Source organism: Salmonella sp. SJTUF15581 (assembly GCF_043356775.1).
Classification (GTDB): Bacteria; Pseudomonadota; Gammaproteobacteria; order Enterobacterales; family Enterobacteriaceae; genus Salmonella; species Salmonella enterica.
This window is the reverse complement of the sequence record NZ_JBEUJY010000001.1, coordinates 425,365-449,376: the sequence shown is the minus strand read 5'-3', so window position 1 is coordinate 449,376 and position 24,012 is coordinate 425,365. Positions and strand designations below refer to the sequence as shown.

Here is a 24,012-nt window from a genome sequence, read left to right as displayed (position 1 = left end):
ATGAACGTCACCTATTTACACGACGAGGATTTAGACTTTCTTCAGCATTGTAGCGAAGAACAACTCGCCGATTTCGCCCGTTTGCTGACGCATAACGAAAAGGGCAAAGCTCGCTTGTCGAGCGTCCTTAGTCATAACGAGCTGTTCAAAGCGATGGAAGGTCACCCGGAGCAACACCGCCGTAACTGGCAGCTCATTGCCGGCGAGTTTCAGCATTACGGCGGCGACAGTATCGCCAACAAATTGCGCGGACACGGAAAACAGTACCGCGCGATTCTGCTGGATGTCGCAAAACGGCTAAAACTTAAAGCAGATAAAAGCATGTCGACGTTTGAAATAGAACAGCAACTGCTGGAGCATTTTTTACGTCATACCTGGCAGAAGATGGACGCGGCGCATAAGCAGGAATTTCTGCAAGCCGTAGACGCCAAAGTTTCTGAACTGGAAGAACTGCTGCCGCTGCTCATGAAAGATCGCAGTCTGGCAAAAGGGGTCTCCCACCTGCTTTCCACCCAGCTTACCCGCATTTTGCGTACCCATGCCGCAATGAGCATCCTGGGCCACGGATTGCTGCGCGGCGCAGGTCTTGGCGGCCCGGTCGGCGCGGCGTTAAACGGCGTCAAAGCGATGAGCGGCAGCGCGTATCGCGTGACTATTCCGGCGGTGTTGCAAATAGCCTGCCTACGACGAATGATGGCAGCCGTTCAGGCGTGAATGCCCTCACAGGGGGAAATATTTTCTTTTCCCCCTTATTAGATCATAGACAGTCCTCTTCCCCCTGATTATTATGCCGCGCCCCGAATACGGAACTCGTTATTCTGGGAAACTATTTCACCATTCAATTATGATGATTTTGAGGAATTATGGGCAACACTAAGTTGGCTAATCCGGCACCGCTGGGCCTGATGGGCTTCGGCATGACCACCATTCTGCTTAACCTGCACAATGCCGGTTTTTTCGCCCTGGACGGTATTATTCTGGCGATGGGGATTTTCTACGGCGGTATCGCGCAAATTTTTGCCGGTCTGCTGGAGTATAAAAAAGGCAATACCTTTGGTTTAACGGCCTTTACCTCTTACGGTTCGTTCTGGCTGACGCTGGTCGCTATCCTGCTGATGCCGAAAATGGGCCTGACGGATGCGCCTGACGCTCAGCTACTCGGCGCTTATTTAGGTCTGTGGGGCGTGTTCACGCTGTTTATGTTCTTCGGTACGCTGAAAGCCGCCCGCGCGCTGCAATTTGTTTTCCTGAGCCTGACCGTACTGTTCGCTCTGCTGGCGGTCGGCAATATCACCGGTAACGAAGCCATTATCCATATCGCAGGCTGGGTTGGTCTGGTTTGCGGCGCCAGCGCTATTTATCTGGCGATGGGTGAAGTGCTAAACGAGCAATTTGGCCGCACTATTCTGCCAATCGGCGAGGCGCACTAAATCTCTTTTATTCCTCCCGCACCGGGAGGAATAACCCTACTATCAGTCTCTTCCGGTCAGGATGACATATTCTCACGTCTGGCGCTCTTCGGACGGAAAGCGGCAACCACTTCCGGCGCGGTTTCGACATACGGCCCGTCAAGCAGCTGTATACAATACGGCACGCTCGCAAAAATGCCCGGCACGCTAACGCTGCCATCGTCCGCTTTTACGCCTTCCAGCGTTTCTTTGATCGATTTTGGCTGTCCAGGCAGATTAAGAATTAACGCCTGTTTACGGATAACGCCCACCTGGCGGGAAAGAATGGCGGTCGGCACAAAGCGCAGGCTGATCTGGCGCATCTGTTCGCCAAAACCTGGCATTTCACGGTCGGCGATGGCAAGGGTCGCGTCCGGCGTGACGTCGCGACGCGCCGGACCGGTACCGCCAGTGGTCAGCACCAGATGACAGCTCATCTCATCAACCAGTTCACACAACGTTTGCTCGATAATTTCCTGTTCATCAGGAATTAAGCGCCGTTGGACCTCGAAAGGCGTGGTCAGCGCAGAAGCGAGCCACTCCTCAAGCGCAGGAATGCCTTTATCCTGGTAAACGCCGCTTGAAGCGCGGTCGGAGATAGAAACTAAGCCAATACGTAAGGTATCCATGATTATTCCGTTTAAACAGTCTCGTTAAACAGAATGATACACTGCGAAGGGAAGGACAGACAGGTTTCAGAAGAGGTAGCGTGACCCATATCAGGGCCACGCGTTAATGATTACAGCAGATCGCCGATCATTTTTTCCAGTTTTTCCTGGTCTACCGCAAACTTACGGATACCATCCGCCAGTTTGTCCACCGCCATGGGGTCCTGGTGATGCTGCCACAGGAACTCGGCTTCGGTAATGCGTTCCGGGCGCGCTTTGACTTCGCCGGAGAAAGAGAGCTTACGCTCAATCGCCCCTTCGCTTTCCGCCAGTTCTTTCAGCAATGCCGGTGCGATAGTCAGGCGGTCGCAGCCCGCCAGCTCCAGAATTTCGCCTACGTTACGGAAGCTTGCGCCCATAACGACGGTTTCGTAACCATGCTGTTTGTAGTACTCGTAGATTTCCGTTACGGAAACCACGCCCGGATCTTCAGCTGGCGCATAGTCTTTCTTGTCGGTATTGGCTTTATACCAGTCAAGAATACGACCTACGAACGGCGAGATCAGGTAGACGCCCGCTTCGGCGCACGCACGCGCCTGCGCGAAGGAGAACAGCAGCGTCAGGTTACAGTTGATGCCTTCTTTTTCCAGCTGTTCGGCTGCGCGAATGCCCTGCCAGGTGGACGCCAGCTTGATCAGGATACGATCGTTGCTGATACCCGCATCATTGTAGAGTTTAATGATACGTTTTGCTTTGGCGATAGACGCTTCAGTGTCATAAGACAGACGCGCGTCAACTTCGGTAGAAATACGCCCCGGCACCAGCTTCAGGATTTCCAGGCCAATATTCACCGCCAGCTTATCGGTCGCGTCAACAACCTGCTGCGCGCGGTCGCTGCTCTGCTGTTTCGCCCAGGCGACAGCATCGTCAATCAGCTTACGATATTCCGGGATTTGCGCTGCGTTAAGAATGAGAGAAGGGTTAGTTGTAGCATCCTGCGGCTGGTACAGCTTCATTGCCGCGATATCTCCGGTATCAGCCACTACGGTGGTGAACTGACGAAGGGAGGTCAATTTGTCCGTCATGATAGAGTTTCTCTTTAAACAGCTTGTTAGGGGATGTAACCGGTCTACCCTGATGATAACACGACGCACTCACAGCGCAACCGCCTACATGCACCTGGCTGCCCTTGTGCACTGTTTGCGTATCTGCCGACGGTTGATGCGCAATTAAAGGATACCGCCGTATTTATGGTAAACTGCCGTTAATATTAGTCTGACAAGGTCATCTACATCATGGGTCACGCTTATACAGGATCATCAAAGCGTGACGGCATCAACAAGAGGGACGTTAATGCCTGAGTTTTTCAGTTTTATTAACGAAATACTCTGGGGCTCGGTAATGATTTACCTGCTGCTCGGCGCAGGATGTTGGTTTACCTGGCGTACCGGATTCATTCAATTTCGTTATATTCGCCAATTTAGCCGCAGTCTGAAAGGCAGCCTTAGCCCGCAGCCAGGCGGCCTGACGTCATTTCAGGCGCTGTGTACCAGCCTCGCGGCGCGGATTGGCAGCGGTAATCTGGCCGGCGTGGCTCTGGCTATCGCCGCAGGCGGTCCCGGCGCGGTATTCTGGATGTGGGTCTCGGCCATCATTGGCATGGCGACCTCCTTCGCCGAGTGTTCGCTTGCCCAGCTTTATAAAGAACGTGACCCGACAGGCCAGTTCCGCGGCGGCCCGGCGTGGTATATGGCGCGTGGGCTGGGAATGCGCTGGATGGGCGTGGTTTTCGCCCTCTTTCTGCTCGTCGCCTACGGGTTGATTTTTAATAGCGTGCAGGCGAATGCCGTCTCACGCGCGCTCCATTTCGCCTTCAACATTCCGCCGCTTATCTCCGGCATTGCTCTGGCGTTCTGTGCCCTGTTAATTATCATTCGCGGCATCAAAGGCGTCGCCCGTCTGATGCAATGGCTGATTCCCATCATCGCGTTATTGTGGGTCGCCGGCAGCGTATTTATTTGCCTCTGGCATATTGAGCAAATGCCTGGCGTTATCGCCTCGATAGTCAAAAGCGCATTTGGCTGGCAGGAAGCCGCGGCAGGCGCAGCCGGATATACGCTCACTCAGGCTATTACCAGCGGTTTTCAGCGTGGGATGTTCTCTAATGAAGCGGGAATGGGGTCAACGCCTAATGCGGCCGCAGCGGCAACGTCGTATCCCCCTCACCCTGTCGCGCAGGGGATTGTGCAAATGATTGGCGTATTCAGCGACACCATTATCATCTGTACAGCCAGCGCGATGATTATCCTGCTGGCGGGGAATCACGCGTCCCACTCGTCAACAGAAGGCATTCAGCTTCTCCAACATGCAATGGTTTCGTTGACCGGTGAATGGGGCGCCAGTTTTGTCGCGCTTATCGTCATTCTGTTCGCGTTCAGTTCTATCGTCGCCAACTATATTTACGCCGAGAACAATCTGTTTTTTCTGCGGTTACATAACGCAAAGGCCATCTGGCTATTACGCCTTGCGACGCTTGGCATGGTTATCGCCGGTACGCTTATCAGTTTTCCGCTGATATGGCAGCTCGCTGACATGATCATGGCCTGTATGGCCATTACCAATCTGACGGCGATTTTGTTGCTCTCACCGGTGGTGTATACCCTCGCCAGCGATTATCTGCGACAACGGAAACTGGGCGTAAGACCGCAGTTCGATCCGCGGCGCTTCCCGGATATCGAACCACAACTGGCGCCAGATACCTGGGATGCGGCATCGCGCGATTAAGCCGACAATCGCAACCATCGGTCAACTCTGCGGCGTTTTTTTGCTAAAGTCGCAGAAAATTCCCTGCAAGGACTGGATATGCTGATTCTGATTTCACCTGCAAAAACGCTTGATTATCAAAGCCCGCTGGCCACGACCCGCTATACCCAGCCGGAGCTGTTGGATCACAGCCAGCAGCTTATTCAACAGGCCCGCCAGCTTTCGGCGCCGCAAATTTCCAGGCTGATGGGAATTAGCGACAAACTGGCGGATCTCAACGCCACGCGTTTTCATGACTGGCAGCCTCATTTTACGCCGGATAATGCACGCCAGGCGATTCTGGCGTTCAAAGGCGATGTTTATACTGGCCTACAGGCGGAAACGTTCAACGACGCGGATTTTGATTTTGCTCAACAACATCTGCGTATGCTCTCTGGCTTGTATGGCGTATTGCGCCCGCTGGATTTAATGCAGCCTTATCGTCTGGAGATGGGGATTCGCCTGGAGAATCCGCGCGGCAAAGATCTTTATCAATTCTGGGGCGATATCATTACCGATAAGCTCAACGAAGCGCTTGAGGCGCAGGGCGATCGGGTGGTGGTGAATCTGGCCTCCGAGGAATATTTTAAATCGGTGAAGCCGAAGAAACTGAATGCCGAACTGATTAAGCCCGTGTTCCTTGATGAGAAAAACGGCAAGTTTAAGGTGGTAAGCTTCTACGCCAAAAAAGCGCGCGGACTGATGAGCCGTTTTATTATTGAAAACCGCTTAACGAAGCCGGAACAGCTTACCGCGTTTGACCGTGAAGGGTATTTCTTTGATGAAGAAACCTCCACACAAGACGAGCTGGTCTTTAAACGCTACGAGCAGTAACGGCATCGCCGGATGGCGGTTACGCCTTATCCGGCCTACAAATCGACACCACCCCATAGGCCCGGTAAGCGACAGCGCCACCGGGCGCAATGGTTATTGGCGGGTCATCATCAGCTTACGCAGGGCGGCAAAATCCGCAGGCAGATGATGTGAAAGCAGCGGCAGGTCGGCGCGTTCGGCGAGCGCTTCAGGCAAGGCCAGCGTTTCTCCCAGAATGGACTCCACGCTCTCTTTAAACTTCGCCGGATGCGCCGTTCCGAGAAACAAGCCATACTCGCCAGGGTTTAACTGGTCGCGTAATGCCCGATACGCTACCGCCGCATGAGGTTCCGAGATATAACCTTTCGCTTTCAGCTCGCGCATCGTCTGCTGTGTCGTAGTATCATCCACCGCCGCATAGCCCAGCTCAGTCAGGCGCCAGATTTTACGGCGGAATAGCTCCTCCACGCGCGGCCAGTTATTCGGCTGGCTGACATCCATCGCATTCGACAGGGTCGCCTGCGTCGCTTTCGGCGCCCACTTTCCGTCATGCAGAAAACGCGGCACAGTGTCGTTGACGTTGGTGGCGGCGATAAAACGTTTCACCGGTAGGCCTAACGACTTCGCCAGCAGCCCTGCCGTCAAATCGCCAAAGTTGCCGCTGGGGACGGAGATCACCAGTTGGTTACGCGCCCCCTGCGGCAGTTGCGCCACGGCTTCAAAGTAGTAGCAAATTTGCGCCAACAGGCGGCTGATATTAATCGAATTAGCCGAATTCAGCCCCAGCGCCGTTTTCAGTTCTTCGTCATCAAATGCCTGTTTCACCAGCGCCTGGCAAGCGTCGAAATCGCCGTCGATCGCCACGGTTTCAATGTTGCCGCCCAGCGTACAGAACAGTTTTTCCTGCAACGGACTGATTTTACCGCGCGGGTAGAGAATGACGACCCGCACATTTTCCAGGCCATAGAACGCGTGAGCCACCGCCGCGCCGGTATCGCCTGACGTTGCGGTCAGAATCGTCACCGGTTTGTCGCCGCTGATATGCGTCAGCATTTGCGCCATAAAACGCCCGCCGAAGTCTTTAAAGGCCAGCGTCGGACCATGGAACAGCTCCAGGCAGCCGACATCGCTTTCTACCTGCGCTACCGGCGCCGGGAACGCAAACGCCGCGCGGACGCGCTCTTCCAGAATTTGCTGCGGTATTTCATCGCCAATAAATGCCGAGAGGATCTTTGCGCTACGGCTGACAAAGTCCTTGTTGAGCATCTCATCAATTTCCGTCAGGCTAAACTCCGGCAGTTCGTGCGGAAAAAAAAGTCCCTGCTGTTTGCCCAGTCCTTGCGTGACGGCCTGCGCAAAGCTGACCTGCTCATTATGGTCTTTCAGATTATAGAGTTTCATTGATTATCCCACTACTCGTGCGCCCGCCGTATCCAGCCGGCAAATATGAACGAAGCCTTCCTGATTTTGCAGATAATGTTTGCTCAGCCAGTCCGCGACGCGCTGCGCCGTCTCCGGTTTATCGCATAGCGCAAACAGCGTCGGCCCCGATCCTGAAATCCCGCTCGCCAGCGCGCCGATCTCCGACACCGCCTGCCGCGCCTGGCTAAAGCCCGGCAGTAAACGCGCGCGGTATGGTTCGGCAATAACATCTTTCATCAGCGCGGCGGCAAGCTGCGGCTGCCGCGAGTAACAGGCGTGAATAAAACCGGCCAGATGCCGTCCATGCGCAATGCAATCCTGACGGCGATACTGCGCAGGCAAAATGGCCCGTGCTTCTGCGGTGGAAACTTTAATGCCCGGATAAGCCAGTACCCATAGCCACTCATCAAAGCCCGGCACCTGCTGACTAATAATGCCGTTTTCTTCAATCATCAACTGCATACCGCCAAGAAAGCACGGCGCGACGTTATCGTAATGGATGCTGCCGGAGATACGGCCTTCCAGCTCGCCCATCAGCGCCAACAGACGCGTGTCGTTTAACGGTTTGCCGCAGTGCTCATTCATCGCGACCAGCGCAGCGACGACGGAACAGGCGCTGGACCCTAACCCGGAACCAATCGGCATATTTTTTTCCAGCGTCATCGCCACCGGGATGGTTTTCCCCAATGCCTGGCAAAAACGTTCCCAGCACTGATAAACAATATTTTCACGCGGCTCCGGCGGCAGTTTATCGGCAAATCGCCCCAGGTTATGCAGACGGAAATGGTCCGCTGCTTCAACGGATACCACATCGCCCAGCAACGTGCCGTCAACGGGTGTGACGGCTGCGCCCAACACGTCGAAACCGACGCTCATGTTCGCGCTGGAAGCCGGGGCATACACTTTCACCATGTTAAACTCCTAACTTCCATGAGAGGGTCCGTAACAGATCGGCAAACACGCCCGCCGCCGTCACATCATTGCCTGCGCCGTAGCCGCGCAGCACCAACGGCAAGGGCTGATAATAGTGGCTGTAGAACGCCAGCGCGTTTTCACCGTTTTTCACTTTGAAGAGCGGATCGTTACCATCAACTTCGGCAATCTTCACGCGGCACACGCCATCCTCTTCGATATTGCCCACATAGCGCAATACCTTACCTTCATCACGAGCTTTAGCCACACGGGCGGCAAACGCGTCGTCAAGCTGCGGCAGATGCGCCATAAAGGCGGTCACATCGCCGGAGGCGTCAAACCCGTCCGGCAACACCGGTTCAATCACGATATCGGAAAGCTCCAGCTCGCGGCCCGTCTCGCGGGCGAGGATCAACAGTTTCCGCGCCACATCCATACCGGAAAGATCGTCGCGCGGATCGGGTTCGGTATAGCCCATCTCGCGCGCCAGGGCGGTCGCCTGTGAGAGACTCATCCCCTCTTCCAGTTTACCGAAAATAAAAGAGAGCGACCCGGAAAGAATGCCGGAAAACTTTTGCAGTTCATCACCCGCATTCAGCAGGTTTTGCAGGTTTTCGATTACCGGCAAACCGGCGCCGACGTTGGTGTCATACAAGAATTTGCGCCGTGATTGCGCGGCGGCGAAACGTAGCTGATGGTAGTAGTCCATCGACGAGGTGTTCGCTTTCTTGTTTGGCGTCACCACATGGAATCCTTCACGCAGGAAGTCGGCATACTGGTCGGCCACCGCCTGACTGGAGGTACAATCAACAATCACCGGATTGAGTAGATGATATTCTTTCACCAGGCGAATTAAGCGTCCCAGATTGAACGGCGCGTTCGCTTGCGCCAGTTCCGCCTGCCAGTTGTCCAGATTCAGGCCATGCACATTGGTTAGCAACGCCTTTGAGTTCGCCACGCCGCACACGCGTAGATCGATGTGCTTGTTCTTCAGCCAGGTTTGCTGACGTTTAAGCTGTTCCAGTAGCGCGCCGCCGACGCCGCCGACGCCAATGACAAACACTTCAATCACCTGATCGGTATTGAACAGCATCTGGTGCGTTACCCGCACGCCGGTGGTGGCATCGTCGTTATTCACCACCACAGAAATGGAACGCTCAGAAGATCCCTGAGCGATCGCCACGATATTGATATTAGCCCGCGCCAGCGCGGCGAAGAATTTCGCTGAAATGCCGCGTAGCGTGCGCATACCGTCGCCGACAACAGAGATAATCGCCAACCGCTCAGTAACCGCCAGCGGCTCCAGCAGCCCCTCTTTCAGCTCCAGATAGAACTCATCCTGCATCGCACGGCGGGCACGCGCGCAGTCACTCTGCGGCACACAGAAGCTGATGCTGTACTCAGAGGAGGACTGGGTAATGAGCACCACCGAGATCCCGGCGCGAGACATGGCGGCGAAAACACGCGCCGCCATCCCAATCATCCCTTTCATTCCCGGGCCGGAGACGCTAAACATCGCCATGTTGTTAAGGTTAGAGATCCCTTTAACCGGCAGATTATCATCGTCGCTGGACGCGCCGATCAGCGTTCCTGGCGCCTGCGGATTACCGGTATTTTTAATCAGACAGGGGATCTGGAACTGGGCGATGGGCGTAATGGTGCGAGGGTGAAGGACTTTGGCGCCGAAGTAAGAGAGTTCCATCGCTTCCTGGTAGGACATCGATTTCAGCAGCCTGGCGTCCGGCACCTGGCGCGGGTCACAGGTATACACACCATCGACGTCAGTCCAGATTTCACAGCAGTCAGCGCGTAAACAGGCGGCCAGCACGGCGGCAGAGTAGTCAGAGCCATTACGCCCCAGCACCACCAGTTCACCCTTTTCATTACCGGCAGTAAAGCCCGCCATCAGGATCATGTGATCGGCCGGGATCTGGCTGGCGGCGATACGGCGAGTCGATTCCGCGATATCGACGGTAGATTCAAGGTAATGGCCCACCGCCAGCAGTTTTTCTACCGGATCGATCACCGTGACACGATGCCCACGCGCCTCCAGAAGTCCCGCCATAATCGCGATCGACATTTTTTCGCCACGGCAAATCAGCGCGGCGTTGATGCTGTCCGGGCACTGACCCAGCAGGCTGATACCATGCAAAACATGTTTGATCTGAGCGAATTCTTGTTCGACAACCATTTTCAACCGTGCAAGCGGGAATCCCGGCTGCGCGCTGGCAAGTCCTGCGAGCAGGTCAGAAAAAATACGTTCGGCATCGCTGATATTCGGCAAAGCATCCTGGCCGCCGATAGTTTTTTCAATCATCGCCACCAGATGGTTGGTAATTTTCGCGGGGGCGGAAAGTACGGTCGCTACCTGCCCTTGCCTGGCATTGCTTTCCAGAATATCGGCAACACGCAGAAAACGTTCTGCATTTGCCACTGATGTACCGCCGAACTTCAACACTCGCATGGTTGTTACCTCGTGATCTCTGGTCGAAAAAAAAGCCCGCACTGTTCAGGTGCGGGCTTTTTTCTGTGTTTCCTGTACGCGTCAGCCCGCACCGTTACCTGTGGTAATGGTGATGGTGGTAATGGTGGTGGTGCTGATGCGGTTCATGGATGTTGTGTACTCTGTCATTTTTATTTGTCTGTCTTGTATTCCTATATTGGTTAAAGTATCTGCCCGCCTAAGTCAATAAATTTTTAAATTGATCACATTCCGAAACTTGTTCATGTGCTGCTGGCGATATATTTATTTTCAACCAATTCCCCCTGTTATGATCTCTTGCAACCAGACGTAATCTCTTATTATTTTAAAAATTACAGCACGTTATTTTGTTAGTTTTTTTTCAATATCATGGACCAAACGGTGCAACATTACCGTATCTCGCTGTCCCAGCAGGCCGATTCGCTGTTGTAGCCAGTCGGTTAATTTGTGGTCATCGGCCGCCTCCAGAGTCGTTAGCAGGCGTAAAAGGCGCGCGCGTAACGCCTGTAACTGCGATTCATCAGCAATATCAACGGATTCTGTGGCCTGTTGCATTAAACCTGCTAATTGATAGCAATACACCATGACCGCCTGACCCAGATTGAGCGAAGGGTAATCCGCCGCCATCGGCACGCCGGTCAATACATCCGCCAGCGCCAGCTCGTCATTGGTCAGACCGGAATCCTCACGGCCAAAAACCAGCGCGGCATGACGCATCCAGCGTGATTTTTCCTGTAATAAGGGAACCAGTTCAGCGGGCGAAGCGTAGTAATGAAATTTTGCCCGGCTGCGGGCTGTCGTCGCTACGGTAAAATCTACATCGTGGAGCGCGTCGGCAAGGGTGTGGAAAACCTCAATATTATCAATAATATCTCCAGATCCATGTGCGACCCAACGGGTGGCGGGCTCCAGGTGCGCCTGGCTGTCGACAATACGCTGATCAGTAAATCCCATGGTCTTCATTGCCCGGGCGGCTGCGCCGATATTTTCCGCTCTGGCGGGAGCGACAAGAACGATTGTTACACGCATTTCATTACTCTTTTTGACTAATTTACAGGAAATTAGCTGGCGTTTGTAAGCATATTACGCTTCGCAAATTTACAAAATTTTAACGGATATCACTGAAAAAGCATTTTTGATTTCGTAAAAGACGCTACACTATTGCGTATCTGTACTATTGCTGTTTATGTTAACAGAACATCGTTATCCTGCTGTTTATTTAGGATAATTTAATTTAAAATAGATCCTGTTCTTTGGATTCATCGCATTTATTAGTTGGCTTACGTAACTAGTTGGAATATTGCAAATTTGTGATGAAAGCTAGCATTTAGCTACGATGATTTCATCAAACTGTTAACGTGCTACAATTGAACTTGATATATGTCAACGAAGCGTAGTTTTATTAGGTGTCCGGTACGTCTTAGCCTGTTATGTTGCTGTTAAAATGGTTAGGATGACAGCCGTTTTTGACACTGTCGGGTCCAGAGGGAAAGTACCCACGACCAAGCTAATGATGTTGTTGACGTTGATGGAAAGTGCATCAAGAACGCAATTACGTACTTTAGTCATGTTACGCCGATCATGTTAATTTGCGACATGCATCAGGCAGGTCAGGGACTTTTGTACTTCCTGTTTCGATTTAGTTGGCAATTTAGGTAGCAAACATGCAGACCCCGCACATTCTTATCGTTGAAGACGAGTTGGTAACACGCAACACGTTGAAAAGTATTTTCGAAGCGGAAGGCTATGATGTATTCGAAGCGACAGATGGCGCGGAAATGCATCAGATCCTCTCTGAATATGACATCAACCTGGTGATCATGGATATCAATCTGCCAGGGAAAAACGGTCTCCTGTTAGCGCGTGAACTGCGTGAACAGGCTAACGTTGCGCTGATGTTCCTGACGGGCCGCGATAACGAAGTCGACAAAATTCTCGGCCTCGAAATCGGCGCGGATGATTACATCACCAAACCGTTTAACCCACGCGAATTGACCATCCGTGCCCGCAACCTGCTGTCCCGTACCATGAACCTGGGTACCGTCAGCGAAGAGCGTCGTAGCGTTGAAAGCTACAAGTTCAACGGTTGGGAACTGGATATCAACAGTCGTTCACTGATCGGCCCGGACGGCGAGCAGTATAAACTACCGCGCAGCGAGTTCCGCGCGATGCTTCACTTCTGCGAAAACCCTGGCAAAATTCAGTCACGCGCAGAGCTGTTGAAGAAAATGACCGGGCGCGAGCTGAAGCCGCATGACCGTACTGTTGACGTTACCATTCGTCGTATTCGTAAGCATTTCGAATCCACGCCGGATACGCCGGAAATCATCGCCACCATTCACGGCGAAGGTTATCGCTTCTGCGGCGACCTGCAGGATTAATTCGGCCCAGGCGCCGAACCGTAAAAACAGCCGGTAAGTTATTCTTACTGGCTGTTTCTTATGTCCCCCTTCCGCTAAGCGGCCTCGCTTTCCCTCCTGACCTGCCGTTATGACGTACTCTTTTACATAAAAATTGTCGTATAGCGCTGTTTATCTCAGCTTGCGAAAGTTAAGGTAGTTTGTGTATTTACATTAAAGAGTAATGCACGGAATTTGTTAGTCCCCAAAAAATAAGGGGATGCTCACAGGACGTGAGGTTTCAAAGGATGAAAAAATCACCATTATGCTGCTACCTGTTTTGTGCAGCGATGTCAGCTTCATCAGCCGCGCTGGCTGCTACCGCGCCGGTCTCCGCAGGCGTTATTCATTTCAAAGGCCAGATTGTCGAATATGGTTGTAATCTTGCGCCTCACGATCGCAATATCGAGGTATCATGTTTGCGGAATAATATCCCCCATTTACAGACAGTCGCCACACCGTCTGGAAACGCTATTTCGTTGATGAATGGAATCGCCACGGTACGGCACGTGTCGTTAAAAGATCATCCGGAGATTCAAAGCCTGATCGTCCAGTACCGCTAACCGCTTATGGCTCCCGCCGGGAGGAGTTCCGGCAGGCGGCGATTTCGCTCAGTAAAACGCCGCCCGCCTGCATTTTGTACTTTTCTCTCATTCGTATCCTCCAATAGCGATGTTCATCGCTTCGCTATCCTGTACGCTCTACGCGCTCGTTAAGCACAGTACCTATGATAGCTGTCATAAAATGATTGCAAATAAAATCATCACATTTACTATGGTTAACCTTACAAACAGCGTTGTCGCTCATGCATTGATAAGGTGAATATATTGACTTAAATATTCTTGTTGGCTATTTTTATTTACTTAATTATAATTTCAAGTGAATATTAAATTTATCTTTACCTTTTAATAGTCAACCACTTTATCAGCCATAATAATGGGGAAGATATGAAGCAGTTAAACGGCGGGAATGTGTATCGTCCCACAGGGAAAGAAAAAAACCTGCAAGCCATTTTAAATATTCATCGGCACGTTATTCAAAACATCTCCCCTGTCACTATTACGGCCGGTAAAACACTGGATATCAAGATTGATAATCAATCCCACATCCTGTTAATCACTAAAGGCGCTATTAAAGTATGTCGGCGTATCGACAGCATTGTAATGGGCTGCGGTGTCTCACCAATGATTTTAGGCCTTGTAGATGCCTATGCTGACTTATACCAGTTAGAAGAGAATTCAGACGTCTTTTTTATCGCCGAAACCACCTGTGAATATTATCCTGTCCCAGTAAAAGATTTTGTGGAAATAGCTGATGAAAAGCATCTCTGGCGTGACATTTCGAACATCCTGATGTACCGCATTGCTTTCATGACTAACCGTGACAGAAACCTTATCGGGCAGGACGCCTATAGCCAGATAAAAGCGCTGTTACTTGAACTGTGGTCGTATCCTGAAAGCTCACGATTTGAGATCAACGCACAGAACTTCATACAGCAGAGAACCGGGCTTTCACGCAGCCGTATCATGCAGGTACTTTCAGAACTAAAAGCGGGGGACTATATAAAAATACTGCATGGAAGACTGTTAGAGCTTCGAAACCTGCCGGTTTCATTTTAAACGGACAAGCGTCGTATATTCTTAAAAATAAAGCAATATAGAGTTAAATAAATCCTCCAGGAAATAATAACTATTATCAAAAAAGAGATCTTGCTCTATAAATCCAGTCACCAACCATACTTCTTTAGTGGTATTTTATTAAACTTTGTTACCGGGTCCGAAACTGGACTGCCGTTCAATATTGCATCAGAATTTTTATTGAGTTCATAGTTGATATACGTAGAATAGCCGCCTGCTTATCTACAGAACAGAAAGAAGCGCATACAGAGTAAAATATAATATTTTATTTTATATGGCTATCTTTATTTTTCAGCGAATAGAATCAGGCAACAATTAATATGTTTAATAAGAAAATTATCATCCTGGCAATGTTAACTGCCGTAGCATCCACACCGGTATTTGCCCAGAACACGATTACGTTCAATGGCAAAATTTACGATCAGGCGTGTACGGTTCAGGTTAATGGCTCCACGGATACCACCATTGATTTAGGTAATTACAGCAAAGAACGCATCGCGGAAAAAGGCGCCACAACCGATTACGTGCCGTTTACCGTAAGCCTGGTTAGCTGCCCGGAAGCAGGGACTGGCGTACCAACCCAGGCCATGTTCCGCTTCCACGGCGCAACAGATGATTCCAACCCAACGTACTTCAAAAACGCGGACGAAGGATCGGAAACGGGCGCCGCGGGTGTCGGTATTTCTATTCAGAACGCTTCACATAGCGATGTGACAGATAACACGGATGATGCCGCAGTAAACCTGCCAACCGACGGCTCGGAAGCAGACTTTACCTATTACGCTGCCATGGCAAATGATGGTTCCGCAACCGTAACCGGTGGAGATGTTAGCACTCAGGTTACGTATACCGTTTCGTATCAGTAAGGCATTCTCATCCTGATGTGGACAGGCAGGATGCCAGTCCATAGCGTAAAACATCTTTACAGAGTAAAAAATGAAACACATAAAGAAATCCGTGTTGGTCGTATTACTGACAAGCCATGTTGCCCATGCCAGCATTGTTGTTGGCGGAACCCGACTGGTTTTCGACGGCAATAATGATGAGTCGTCAATCAATGTAGAGAATAAAGACAGCAAAGCGAATCTTGTTCAGTCATGGTTATCGGTTGCCGATCCCCAGGTCACAAATAAGCAGGCGTTTATTATCACCCCGCCTCTTTTTCGCCTTGATGCCGGGCAAAAGAACAGTATTCGGGTTATTCGCTCTGGCGCCCCCCTACCTGCAGATCGGGAGTCTATGTACTGGCTCAATATTAAGGGTATTCCTTCTATTGATGATAATGCCTCCGCGAACCGCGTGGAAATCTCCATTAATACCCAAATAAAGCTTATATATCGACCGCCAGCATTAACAAAATCAACGCCTGATAGCCAGAGCCAACAATTAAAATGGCAGACGGCAGGTGATGTTATTACCGTAAATAACCCCACTCCCTATTATATGAACTTTGCCAGTGTGACGCTTAACAGCCATGAAGTGAAATCAGCGACCTTCGTTCCGCCAAAATCATCAGCGTCATTTAAATTGGGTTCTACTGCCGCCCCTCATGGCACGGTAACGTGGCGATTAATCAGCGATTATGGGATGAGTTTAGAGCCGCATTCCGGTTCATTCTAGCCATTAACGACTTCACTTTACTTTTACCCTTTCAGGACTTTTACTGTGCAATTCTCCAGAGTAGAGCCCCGTTCTCAATTAGCGTTATCGTTTCTGTTTATATGCTGTTCCATAAAGCCAGCGTTAGCGCATGATCATTTTAATCCATTATCGTTGGAAAATGATGAACCGGGCGTGGAGAATGTCGATCTATCGGTTTTCGAAAAGGGGGGTCAGGCAGAAGGCACCTATAATGTTGATATTTATATTAATAACACCAGTGTTGAAACAAAAAATATTGCCTTTAAAAATAAAAAATCAGCAGATAATAAGCTCTCCCTACAGCCGTGTCTTAGCGTTGAACAACTCAAGCAGTGGGGCGTAAAAACAGAAAACTTCCCCGAGCTTAAAAATGACCCAAACGGGTGTACCGATCTTAGTCTGCTGGCTGGCGCTGTAGCAAAGTTTAATGTCATCGGTAACCGGCTGGATTTAGCGATCCCTCAAATCGCGTTGATCGCCGACCCGCGAGAATTCGTCCCTACCAGCGAATGGGATGAAGGCATTAATGCTTTTTTGCTGAACTACAGTTTTACCGGATCGCAGGATCACGATATTGATGAAAACCGGACGGAAAATAGCGAATACGCCAACCTGCGCCCAGGTATTAACATTGGCGCATGGCGTTTTCGTAACTACTCAACCTGGAATCATGATAGCGATGGGCAAAATAGCTGGGACTCTGCCTACACCTATGTTTCTCGCGATATCGAATTTTTAAAAGGACAGCTGATCGCCGGGGAAAATAACACGCCCGCGGACGTCTTTGACAGTATTTCATTTAAGGGCGTACAGATCTCTTCTGATGACGATATGTTGCCGGACAGTATGAAAGGGTTCGCCCCGGTCATTCGCGGGGTGGCCAAAAGCAGCGCGCAGGTAACCGTTGAACAAAACGGTTATACCATCTACAAAACTAACGTTCCGGCGGGTCCATTCGCCATCAACGATCTTTATCCAACCGGCGGTTCGGGCGACCTGTACGTCACCATCAAAGAATCCGATGGTTCTGAACAGCATTTCATTGTGCCCTACGCCAGCGTTCCGGTCTTACAGCGTGAAGGCCACCTGAAATACGACCTGACGGTAGGCCGCACGCGTTCATCAGATACGCATTCCGCGCAACAGAACTTCGCTGAACTGACGGCCTTATACGGATTAGCAGGCGGCATAACCACCTATGGCGGAATAGAGAGTACGCTGAGCAATGATGTTTATCATGCGGCGCTCATCGGGACAGGCTTAAACCTTGGCGATCTGGGCGCATTGTCTTTAGACGTCACCAACTCATGGTCAAAAATTAAAGCAGGCGATGTGGTTAGCGATACGCTTACCGGACAGTCCTGGCGTATTCGTTACAGCAAAGATATTCAGTCAACAGGCACCAATTTCACTGTCGCCGGCTACCGTTATTCGACCAAAGATTACTACGCTCTTGAGGATGTGCTGGATACCTATAGCGATAATAGTCACTATGATCATGTACGTAATCGCACCGACCTGTCGTTATCGCAAGACATTATCTACGGTTCCATTTCACTCACTTTATATAATGAAGATTACTGGAATGACACTCATACCACATCATTAGGTATTGGCTATAACAACACATGGCATAACGTAAGCTATGGCATTAACTATTCTTATACGCTGAACGCCGATAATTCTCAGGATGAAGACGACGATACGGAAGACAGTAATGACCAGCAAATTTCAATCAATATTAGTATTCCGTTAGATGCCTTTATGCCGTCAACGTATGCCACCTACAATATGAACTCCGCGAAAGACGGCGATACCACGCATACTGTCGGTTTAAACGGAACAGCGCTGGCACAGAAAAATCTCTCATGGAGCGTTCAGGAAGGTTATTCCTCTCAAGAGAAAGCCACCAGCGGTAATGTGAGCGCAACCTATAACGGGACGTATGCGGATATTAACGGCGGATATAGCTACGATAATCATATGCGTCGCCTGAATTATGGCGTTCAGGGCGGCGTACTGTTACATCGAAATGGCCTGACACTATCCCAGCCAATGGACGACACCATCATATTGGTTAAAGCCCCTGGCGCAGCGGGTGTCCCCGTGAATAACGAAACGGGCGTGGACACCGATTTTCGGGGTTATGCCGTCGTACCTTATGCTTCGCCTTACCATCGTAATGAAGTCTCTTTAGATACGACGGGCATTAGAAAAAATATTGAGCTCATTGATACCAGTAAAACGCTGGTGCCTACCCGTGGCGCGGTGGTCAGGGCTGAATATAAAACCAATATTGGTTACAAGGCATTGATGGTATTAACCCGCATAAACAATCTGCCTGTTCCTTTTGGCGCGACCGTCTCGTCTTTAACAAAACCAGACAATCACAGCAGTTTTGTTGGTGATGCGGGGCAAGCCTGGTTAACCGGACTGGAAAAACAAGGGCGGTTATTAGTGAAGTGGGGACCAACAGCAGCAGACCGGTGTCAGGTCTCTTATCGTATACCGAGCTCCCCCTCCGCTTCTGGCGTAGAAATCTTACACGAGCAATGCCAGTGATTCTGGTGGGATAAAAGATGAATATGAACAGATTTGCTGCATTAGCCGCCCTGTTAACGTTCACGGGTCTGGCATTATGGTCGCCATCGATCAGCGCGGCATACAATACCGCAGATGCCGTAGACATTAACGTTACGGGATTAATTTATGCCGATCCGTGTACCGTTACGGTACCTGACACGATCTCTCTTGGACAATATGCCCGGGCGGATATCGCCGTGGCCGGTGGCAATACCGCCACCATCCCTTTCACCATAAAAATGACGAATTGCCCGGCAACGACCACAAAAGCCGCGATTTCATTTAACGGCGTACCTTATCCCGATCCAAATTATGCTTCTGCAATTTATGCAAACAGCGCGGCCAATCCGGCGCAGGATTTAGGATTACAGCTTTTTAACCTGGACGGCAAAAGTCTGGTCAATCTGGCCAACAACGTCACTTACACGGTGGATATCAACAGTAATACCCATGAAGCCAATTTGCCTGTCGCCGCAAGGATGTATACCCCGCACGGAAAAGTCACGGCAGGGGATTTCACGTCCGTTGTGACGATCACTATCGCATGGCAATAACATCTTTCTATTTCACCTGGTATAAAAGCAGGAATTTTTCATGAGAAGGTTATATCTGGCGCTTATTCTGCTGTTCGCGTACTCCAGTCATGGTTACGCCTCCTGTAAACGTTCCGGTAATGAAGGCGCGATCACTATCACCCCGCCGTCGCAGCTTGTGGTGGATAGCCACGCCTATACCGCAGGCGAGGTGTTGTGGCAATCGGGCTGGGTTTCCACCTCCGAAGTCACAATGGATGGCTGTAGTCGCGATTATAAGGTCGGTTTTTTATATGAACCCGGTAGCGCGCAGTCAAATGCATCAGCGACAATCAATGCGAATGACGGGAACAACACGCCGGTATTTAGCACCGGCATTTCCGGCGTGGGCATTGCGATTAAAACCCAAACGAATGCTGGCCCTTACGATAATGTCATGCCAATCGATAATACCTACCATAATGGCGATGGCAATAAAACACACCATGCGATGGCTCCCGCCTACAATGTTGAACTGGTCGCCTTAGGCGGTCCGATCACCTCCGGTACCGCGACATTCCAAAGTCCACTGGCGCGCGTATCTTTTCGCGATAGCGCAACGGAAGACTCCGGCGGCGATATCCTGACCCATCTGTATTTGGGGAATACGCAATTGATTATGAAAGCGATGGGATGTCGGGTAGAAACACCTGCCATCACCGTGGATTTAGGCAGCGTCAATTTAGGCAGTTTCGCTAACAGTCAAACCGCGGGCACAGGCGAGCAGGATATCTTATTGACCTGCGAACAAGGCACCGCTATTTCCGCATCGTTAAGCGCCCAGCCTGCCAGCGGAAACAATCCTGATAATTCAGTCATCCAGTTGAGCAATGCAAGCGCGCCAACCAGCGCAACCGGCGTTGGCGTACAGTTGGGTATTCAGGCACCGGACGCCGGTTTCTTTACCGACAGTTTGCCAATCAATCAAAAAATTGATCTCTTTACTCACACGATTACCACCAATGCCGATGGCAGCCAGACGGTTAACGGCGGAACCATGAATATGTCGACCACCCTGAAAATTAGCGCGCGCTACTATAAAACCGCCGCCACGGTAACGGCCGGGCAAGCGAATGCCACGGCAACATTAAACCTGACCTATAACTAACGGCATCACATTTTCTGGCGCTGCGCGGGAAAACGTTAACGCGCGCGCCCGTTATATTTATTTCCACAAACGTAATTCGTCATCTTTTACTGGCGGTAATGACTTACGTTGCTGACAAGAGAGCGAATACCAGTCCAGATGGCGCGTCAGGAACATCACGCCGCCAAGCGCCAGTAGCAGAACGCCGGTACCCAGAAGCAACGAGCTATCTTCCGAACGCAGCAATCCCCACATCACGCCATCCAGCGCCAATAACGCTAACGTAAACAGTACGCTATTGCGCCATCCTTTCAGCACCGCCTGCAAATAAACGCTATTCATCAACGCGCCCACCAGGCTTGCGGCGATCCAGGCTGGCGTGAAACCGATATGTTCCGACAGTGCCAGCAACAGCAGGTAGAACATCACCAGCGATAACCCCACCAGCAGATACTGCATCGGGTGTAACCGCTGCCCTGTCAGGGTTTCGAAGACAAAGAACGCCATAAACGTTAGCGTAATCAACAAAATGGCATATTTCGTCGCTCTGTCCGTCAGTTGATACTGATCGGCTGGCGTCGATACAGCGACGCTAAACGCCGGTAAGTTGTCCCAATCCACCTTTTGCGCATCAGCAAACTGTTCGCCGAGATTCGTGGCAAACCGGCTGGTTTGCCACTGGGCCTGAAATCCTGAACCGCTGATTTCGCGTTTACCGGGAAGAAAATCCCCCACAAAATTTGGGTGCGGCCAGTTGCTGGTCAGGGTCATTTCACTGCTACGCCCGACGGGAACCAGTGAAAAGCTGCCGGTTCCGCTTAAATTTAGCGACATCGCCAACGTCAGGTTGCGCGTCGCCCACTGACTGTCCGGCAGCGGGATATGAATGCCCTCTCTACTTTCCGGTAAGCCGGTCCCCGGTTCTACAGTGAGCGTTTCACCATTCACCTGCGGCGCTTTTACTGCGCTGATACCGCGCGCATCGCCGACGCCCACGACGATAAAGGGCTTTCCAAGGGTAATGTTCGGTCTGTTCAGCTCATGCAGACGGGCCACATCAAACTCCGCCTTTATCGCCATATCGGTATGCCACACCTGCCCCTGATAAATACCTATTTTTCGCGCTTCAACGTTTTGATTGCCTTCGACCAATAGCGACTCCGGCAACCAAAAATAGAGATAGCTGCGCTTATACTGGACCTCTTTCTCCTCTTCCAGCACGGTATAGAGCTCTGTCACCGGAACCGCCACCAGCGGGCCGACAACCTTTTGCGGGCCGCTGGTACTCTGACGAATAGCGGCTTCTACATGGCTTCGATAATCAGCACGTTCCACGATGGTGTGCCGTACCATCATCAGGGGAATTAACAGCAGGATCATGGCGCCGCCTAACGTAATCATTTTCCACAACAGGGGGGATTTCAACATAGCGTTCTCCTTTGCAATAACAGCAGTGTAAGAACGCGATGTGGGGAGAATTTGAAGTTATGTGAAGTGACGGTGAAGTGTCAACGAGGCCAGCACGCCGCCTTCGGGACGGTTGCACAACGTCACCTCACCGTTGAGGAGTCGCGCCGCCTCGCTGACAAACGCCAGCCCAAGCCCGCTGCTTTTACGTCCGTTTTCACGGGGCAACGAATAGAATCGGTCGAAAATGCGCGGCAGCGCAAAATCAGGAATACCACAGCCGGAATCCGTCACCTGCAGGATCGCTTTCTCCCCCATCGGCTGAGCGCTTAATGTGATAACGCCATTTTCAGGCGTAAAGTCGATGGCATTGTCCAACACATTGCCCAGCGCCTGCGCCAGAAGCTCCGCGTCGGCGACGACAACCAGCGAGGAAGGCCGTAGAGTAAGGGTGATATTTTTTGCCGCCAACTGAATACTGCGCGCCTCGCTAAGCTGCGTAAATAGCTCATCAACAGCAACCGGCGCGAGAGGGATATCCTGCCGGTTTTCCAGCCGCGCCTGGCGCAGCAGGGTCTCTACCAGCGCCTGCATTCGCGTATTTTGCGCCAATATATTCTCTGTAAAGCGGGTAACCACATCCGCGGGCGGTCCTTCACGCAGAATCTCCGCCGCGCCGCGTATCGCCGCCAGCGGACTTTTCAGCTCATGAGTCAACGCATACACGTACTGCTCAATCTCATTCTTGCCTTCCAGCTTAATGCGCATACTCTCCAGCGCCTGCGCCAGTTTACGCAGCTCGCTGCTGCCTAATGCAGGTAACGCAAGCGGGCGGTTTTCGGTGACAGAATCCGCATAGCGCGTCAACCGGGCGATGGAGCGGTTAATCCACCAGACCATCCCCGCGCCAATCGCCAGCGCAATTCCCAGTAAAACGGCGCTGGCCCACAGAATGCGCCGTTCGCTGCGCTTAATCACCGGCGCCATTGCCGCATTCGGTTTACCGACAGACAGGACGCCGATAATCCGTCCATCGCTGATTATCGGCGCGGCTACGTACATCACGGTGCTATTGGGATCGGCAGCATCTTTTGCCGTGCTGCGGGCGCCATACTGTCCGCGCAGCGTAAGCCAGACGTCATTCCAGCGAGAATAATCCTGCCCCACCGCTTTGTTTTCCGAATCAAACAACACCTTCCCCTGCGCATCCGTCATGTAGACATGGTATTCATTGCGCACTTTGACGATCCCGCTGATATTGGCGCGAAACGGGCGATGTTGCAGTTGGGCGAATGCTTTCGCCAACTGGCCGTCAGTCGGGTTGCCGGAAAGGAGATCGTCGCGGGCCAGCGCCGCCAGCAGCGTCGCGGTGTCAATCAGCGTCCCTTCCGTCGCGCGGCGGACGCCCGGCTTTATCTCCTGAACGAAGATAGACAGCACAAACACGGCGGCGACGGCAACAATAAGAAAGTAGCCCAGCAGCAAACGCATTCCGATGCGCATCAGACGCTCCTCAGGCTGTATCCCATTCCACGATGCGTGTTAATTGGCGAGAGATCCGGGTTGATCGCGCGTAGCTTAGCGCGCAGGGTTTTGATGTGTGTATCGACCGTCCGATCGAAGGTCTCCTGGGCATCAGACCAGACAATATCCATCAATTGCTGGCGCGAGTACACGCGCTCCGGCGACAGCAGCAGGGTTTTAAGAAGCAGAAACTCATAACGCGTCAGCGAGAGCGGCGTACCAAACCAGGCGATCTGCGCCGCCGGTTCATTGAGTTCAAAATGTCCGGTACGCACCACCGGCGACGGCGCAGCAAACTTTTTCACCCGGCGCAACAGCGTGCGCACGCGGGCGCTCACTTCGCGCGGCGAGAACGGCTTGGCGACATAATCATCTGCGCCGATCTCCAGACCAAGCAATCGATCCACTTCATCGCTACGGGCAGTCAGGAAAAGAATCGGCAGCGCAGGATGGCGTTCCAGCAACTGCCGACACAGCTCAAAGCCGCTGATATCCGGTAGTCCCACATCGAGAATCACCGCATCCGGCCGTTGCTGACGCGCTTTTTCCAGCGCGGGCAGCCCGCGAGCGAATAGCTCAACGGTAAACCCTTCCAGTTGCAGGGTGTAGATGAGCGTATCGGCGATTCCCTGTTCATCCTCGACTAACCAGACCTGCGGTTGCTGCATACTCTTT

23 protein-coding genes and 1 other annotated feature are annotated in these 24,012 nt (G+C 51.6%); of the genes, 12 read left to right on the top strand and 11 right to left on the bottom strand.

All coding sequences use genetic code 11. From position 1 onward, the window contains the following. Positions 1-714: an acidic protein MsyB gene (gene msyB / locus ABVN36_RS02175; protein ID WP_001103477.1), complete on the top strand. Its 714-nt coding sequence runs from the start codon at positions 1-3 to the stop codon at positions 712-714. 149 nt (positions 715-863) lie between these two features. Further along, entirely contained in the window at positions 864-1,430 is a 567-nt protein-coding gene (gene satP, locus ABVN36_RS02170; protein ID WP_000528525.1) for an acetate uptake transporter, read from the top strand. Between the two features lie 56 nt (positions 1,431-1,486). On the opposite strand, the gene mog is transcribed toward satP, so the two are convergent. Continuing rightward, on the bottom strand, positions 1,487-2,077 hold the full coding sequence (mog, locus tag ABVN36_RS02165) for a molybdopterin adenylyltransferase (RefSeq protein ID WP_000380373.1): 591 nt from the start codon (positions 2,075-2,077) through the stop codon (positions 1,487-1,489). Positions 2,078-2,187: 110 nt separating this feature from the next. Then, positions 2,188-3,141 (bottom strand): transaldolase, encoded by a 954-nt coding sequence (gene tal, locus ABVN36_RS02160; RefSeq protein ID WP_000130175.1) that lies wholly within the window; start codon positions 3,139-3,141, stop codon positions 2,188-2,190. 268 nt (positions 3,142-3,409) lie between these two features. On the opposite strand from tal, the gene ABVN36_RS02155 reads away from it, so the two are divergent. Both ABVN36_RS02155 and yaaA read left to right on the top strand, forming a co-directional pair. Beyond that, on the top strand, positions 3,410-4,840 hold the full coding sequence (locus ABVN36_RS02155; protein ID WP_001113814.1) for a sodium:alanine symporter family protein: 1,431 nt from the start codon (positions 3,410-3,412) through the stop codon (positions 4,838-4,840). A gap of 78 nt (positions 4,841-4,918) precedes the next feature. Then, complete coding sequence (gene yaaA / locus ABVN36_RS02150; protein WP_000906175.1) at positions 4,919-5,692, top strand: peroxide stress protein YaaA; 774 nt, start codon at positions 4,919-4,921, stop codon at positions 5,690-5,692. Positions 5,693-5,785: 93 nt separating this feature from the next. Here yaaA and thrC read toward each other — a convergent pair whose 3' ends face one another. From thrC to yjjY, 6 genes are all read right to left on the bottom strand, one after another. After that, complete coding sequence (thrC, locus tag ABVN36_RS02145; RefSeq protein ID WP_023138575.1) at positions 5,786-7,072, bottom strand: threonine synthase; 1,287 nt, start codon at positions 7,070-7,072, stop codon at positions 5,786-5,788. A gap of 3 nt (positions 7,073-7,075) precedes the next feature. Then, complete coding sequence (thrB, locus tag ABVN36_RS02140) at positions 7,076-8,005, bottom strand: homoserine kinase (RefSeq protein ID WP_000241685.1); 930 nt, start codon at positions 8,003-8,005, stop codon at positions 7,076-7,078. Between the two features lies 1 nt (position 8,006). Next, positions 8,007-10,469: a bifunctional aspartate kinase/homoserine dehydrogenase I gene (gene thrA, locus ABVN36_RS02135; protein ID WP_001264679.1), complete on the bottom strand. Its 2,463-nt coding sequence runs from the start codon at positions 10,467-10,469 to the stop codon at positions 8,007-8,009. Positions 10,470-10,494: 25 nt separating this feature from the next. After that, positions 10,495-10,615 (bottom strand) — a sequence feature (Thr leader region). Then, complete coding sequence (gene thrL, locus ABVN36_RS02130) at positions 10,551-10,616, bottom strand: thr operon leader peptide (RefSeq protein ID WP_001575544.1); 66 nt, start codon at positions 10,614-10,616, stop codon at positions 10,551-10,553. Its footprint overlaps the feature before it by 65 nt. 213 nt (positions 10,617-10,829) lie before the next feature. Continuing rightward, the gene (locus tag ABVN36_RS02125; protein ID WP_393923655.1) at positions 10,830-11,516 is read right to left on the bottom strand and encodes a tRNA/rRNA methyltransferase; all 687 of its coding nucleotides are present in this window, start codon (positions 11,514-11,516) and stop codon (positions 10,830-10,832) included. Between the two features lie 399 nt (positions 11,517-11,915). Next, on the bottom strand, positions 11,916-12,056 hold the full coding sequence (gene yjjY / locus ABVN36_RS02120) for a protein YjjY (protein ID WP_001541509.1): 141 nt from the start codon (positions 12,054-12,056) through the stop codon (positions 11,916-11,918). A gap of 95 nt (positions 12,057-12,151) precedes the next feature. Here yjjY and arcA point away from each other — a divergent pair, with 95 nt between their 5' ends. The 8 genes from arcA (at position 12,152) to sthE (ending at position 20,427) form a co-directional block, all read left to right on the top strand. After that, complete coding sequence (gene arcA, locus ABVN36_RS02115) at positions 12,152-12,868, top strand: two-component system response regulator ArcA (protein WP_001194359.1); 717 nt, start codon at positions 12,152-12,154, stop codon at positions 12,866-12,868. Positions 12,869-13,134: 266 nt separating this feature from the next. Further along, positions 13,135-13,449 (top strand): hypothetical protein, encoded by a 315-nt coding sequence (locus tag ABVN36_RS02110; RefSeq protein ID WP_000749515.1) that lies wholly within the window; start codon positions 13,135-13,137, stop codon positions 13,447-13,449. Between the two features lie 384 nt (positions 13,450-13,833). Next, entirely contained in the window at positions 13,834-14,505 is a 672-nt protein-coding gene (locus tag ABVN36_RS02105) for a winged helix-turn-helix transcriptional regulator (protein WP_000811635.1), read from the top strand. A gap of 338 nt (positions 14,506-14,843) precedes the next feature. Then, positions 14,844-15,389 (top strand): fimbrial protein, encoded by a 546-nt coding sequence (locus tag ABVN36_RS02100; protein ID WP_000482235.1) that lies wholly within the window; start codon positions 14,844-14,846, stop codon positions 15,387-15,389. A 70-nt stretch (positions 15,390-15,459) separates the two neighbouring features. Beyond that, on the top strand, positions 15,460-16,143 hold the full coding sequence (gene sthA / locus ABVN36_RS02095; protein WP_000680522.1) for a fimbrial biogenesis chaperone SthA: 684 nt from the start codon (positions 15,460-15,462) through the stop codon (positions 16,141-16,143). Positions 16,144-16,188: 45 nt separating this feature from the next. Continuing rightward, positions 16,189-18,726, top strand: a complete 2,538-nt coding sequence (locus ABVN36_RS02090) for a fimbrial outer membrane usher protein (protein ID WP_033903619.1) — start codon at positions 16,189-16,191, stop codon at positions 18,724-18,726. A gap of 17 nt (positions 18,727-18,743) precedes the next feature. Continuing rightward, positions 18,744-19,301 carry a fimbrial protein gene (locus tag ABVN36_RS02085; RefSeq protein ID WP_001584421.1) on the top strand — a complete coding sequence of 186 codons (558 nt, stop codon included), beginning with the start codon at positions 18,744-18,746 and terminating at the stop codon, positions 19,299-19,301. A gap of 40 nt (positions 19,302-19,341) precedes the next feature. After that, the gene (sthE, locus tag ABVN36_RS02080; protein ID WP_023138572.1) at positions 19,342-20,427 is read left to right on the top strand and encodes a fimbrial major subunit SthE; all 1,086 of its coding nucleotides are present in this window, start codon (positions 19,342-19,344) and stop codon (positions 20,425-20,427) included. A gap of 57 nt (positions 20,428-20,484) precedes the next feature. Here sthE and creD read toward each other — a convergent pair whose 3' ends face one another. From creD to creB, 3 genes are read right to left on the bottom strand one after another with little or no spacing between them, the layout of a single operon-like run. Beyond that, the gene (gene creD / locus ABVN36_RS02075; RefSeq protein ID WP_000920383.1) at positions 20,485-21,834 is read right to left on the bottom strand and encodes a cell envelope integrity protein CreD; all 1,350 of its coding nucleotides are present in this window, start codon (positions 21,832-21,834) and stop codon (positions 20,485-20,487) included. Positions 21,835-21,891: 57 nt separating this feature from the next. After that, the gene (gene creC / locus ABVN36_RS02070) at positions 21,892-23,316 is read right to left on the bottom strand and encodes a two-component system sensor histidine kinase CreC (RefSeq protein WP_017441769.1); all 1,425 of its coding nucleotides are present in this window, start codon (positions 23,314-23,316) and stop codon (positions 21,892-21,894) included. Further along, complete coding sequence (gene creB / locus ABVN36_RS02065) at positions 23,316-24,005, bottom strand: two-component system response regulator CreB (protein ID WP_001187046.1); 690 nt, start codon at positions 24,003-24,005, stop codon at positions 23,316-23,318. Before creB ends, creC begins: the two co-directional genes overlap by 1 nt. Positions 24,006-24,012: the final 7 nt, after the last annotated feature.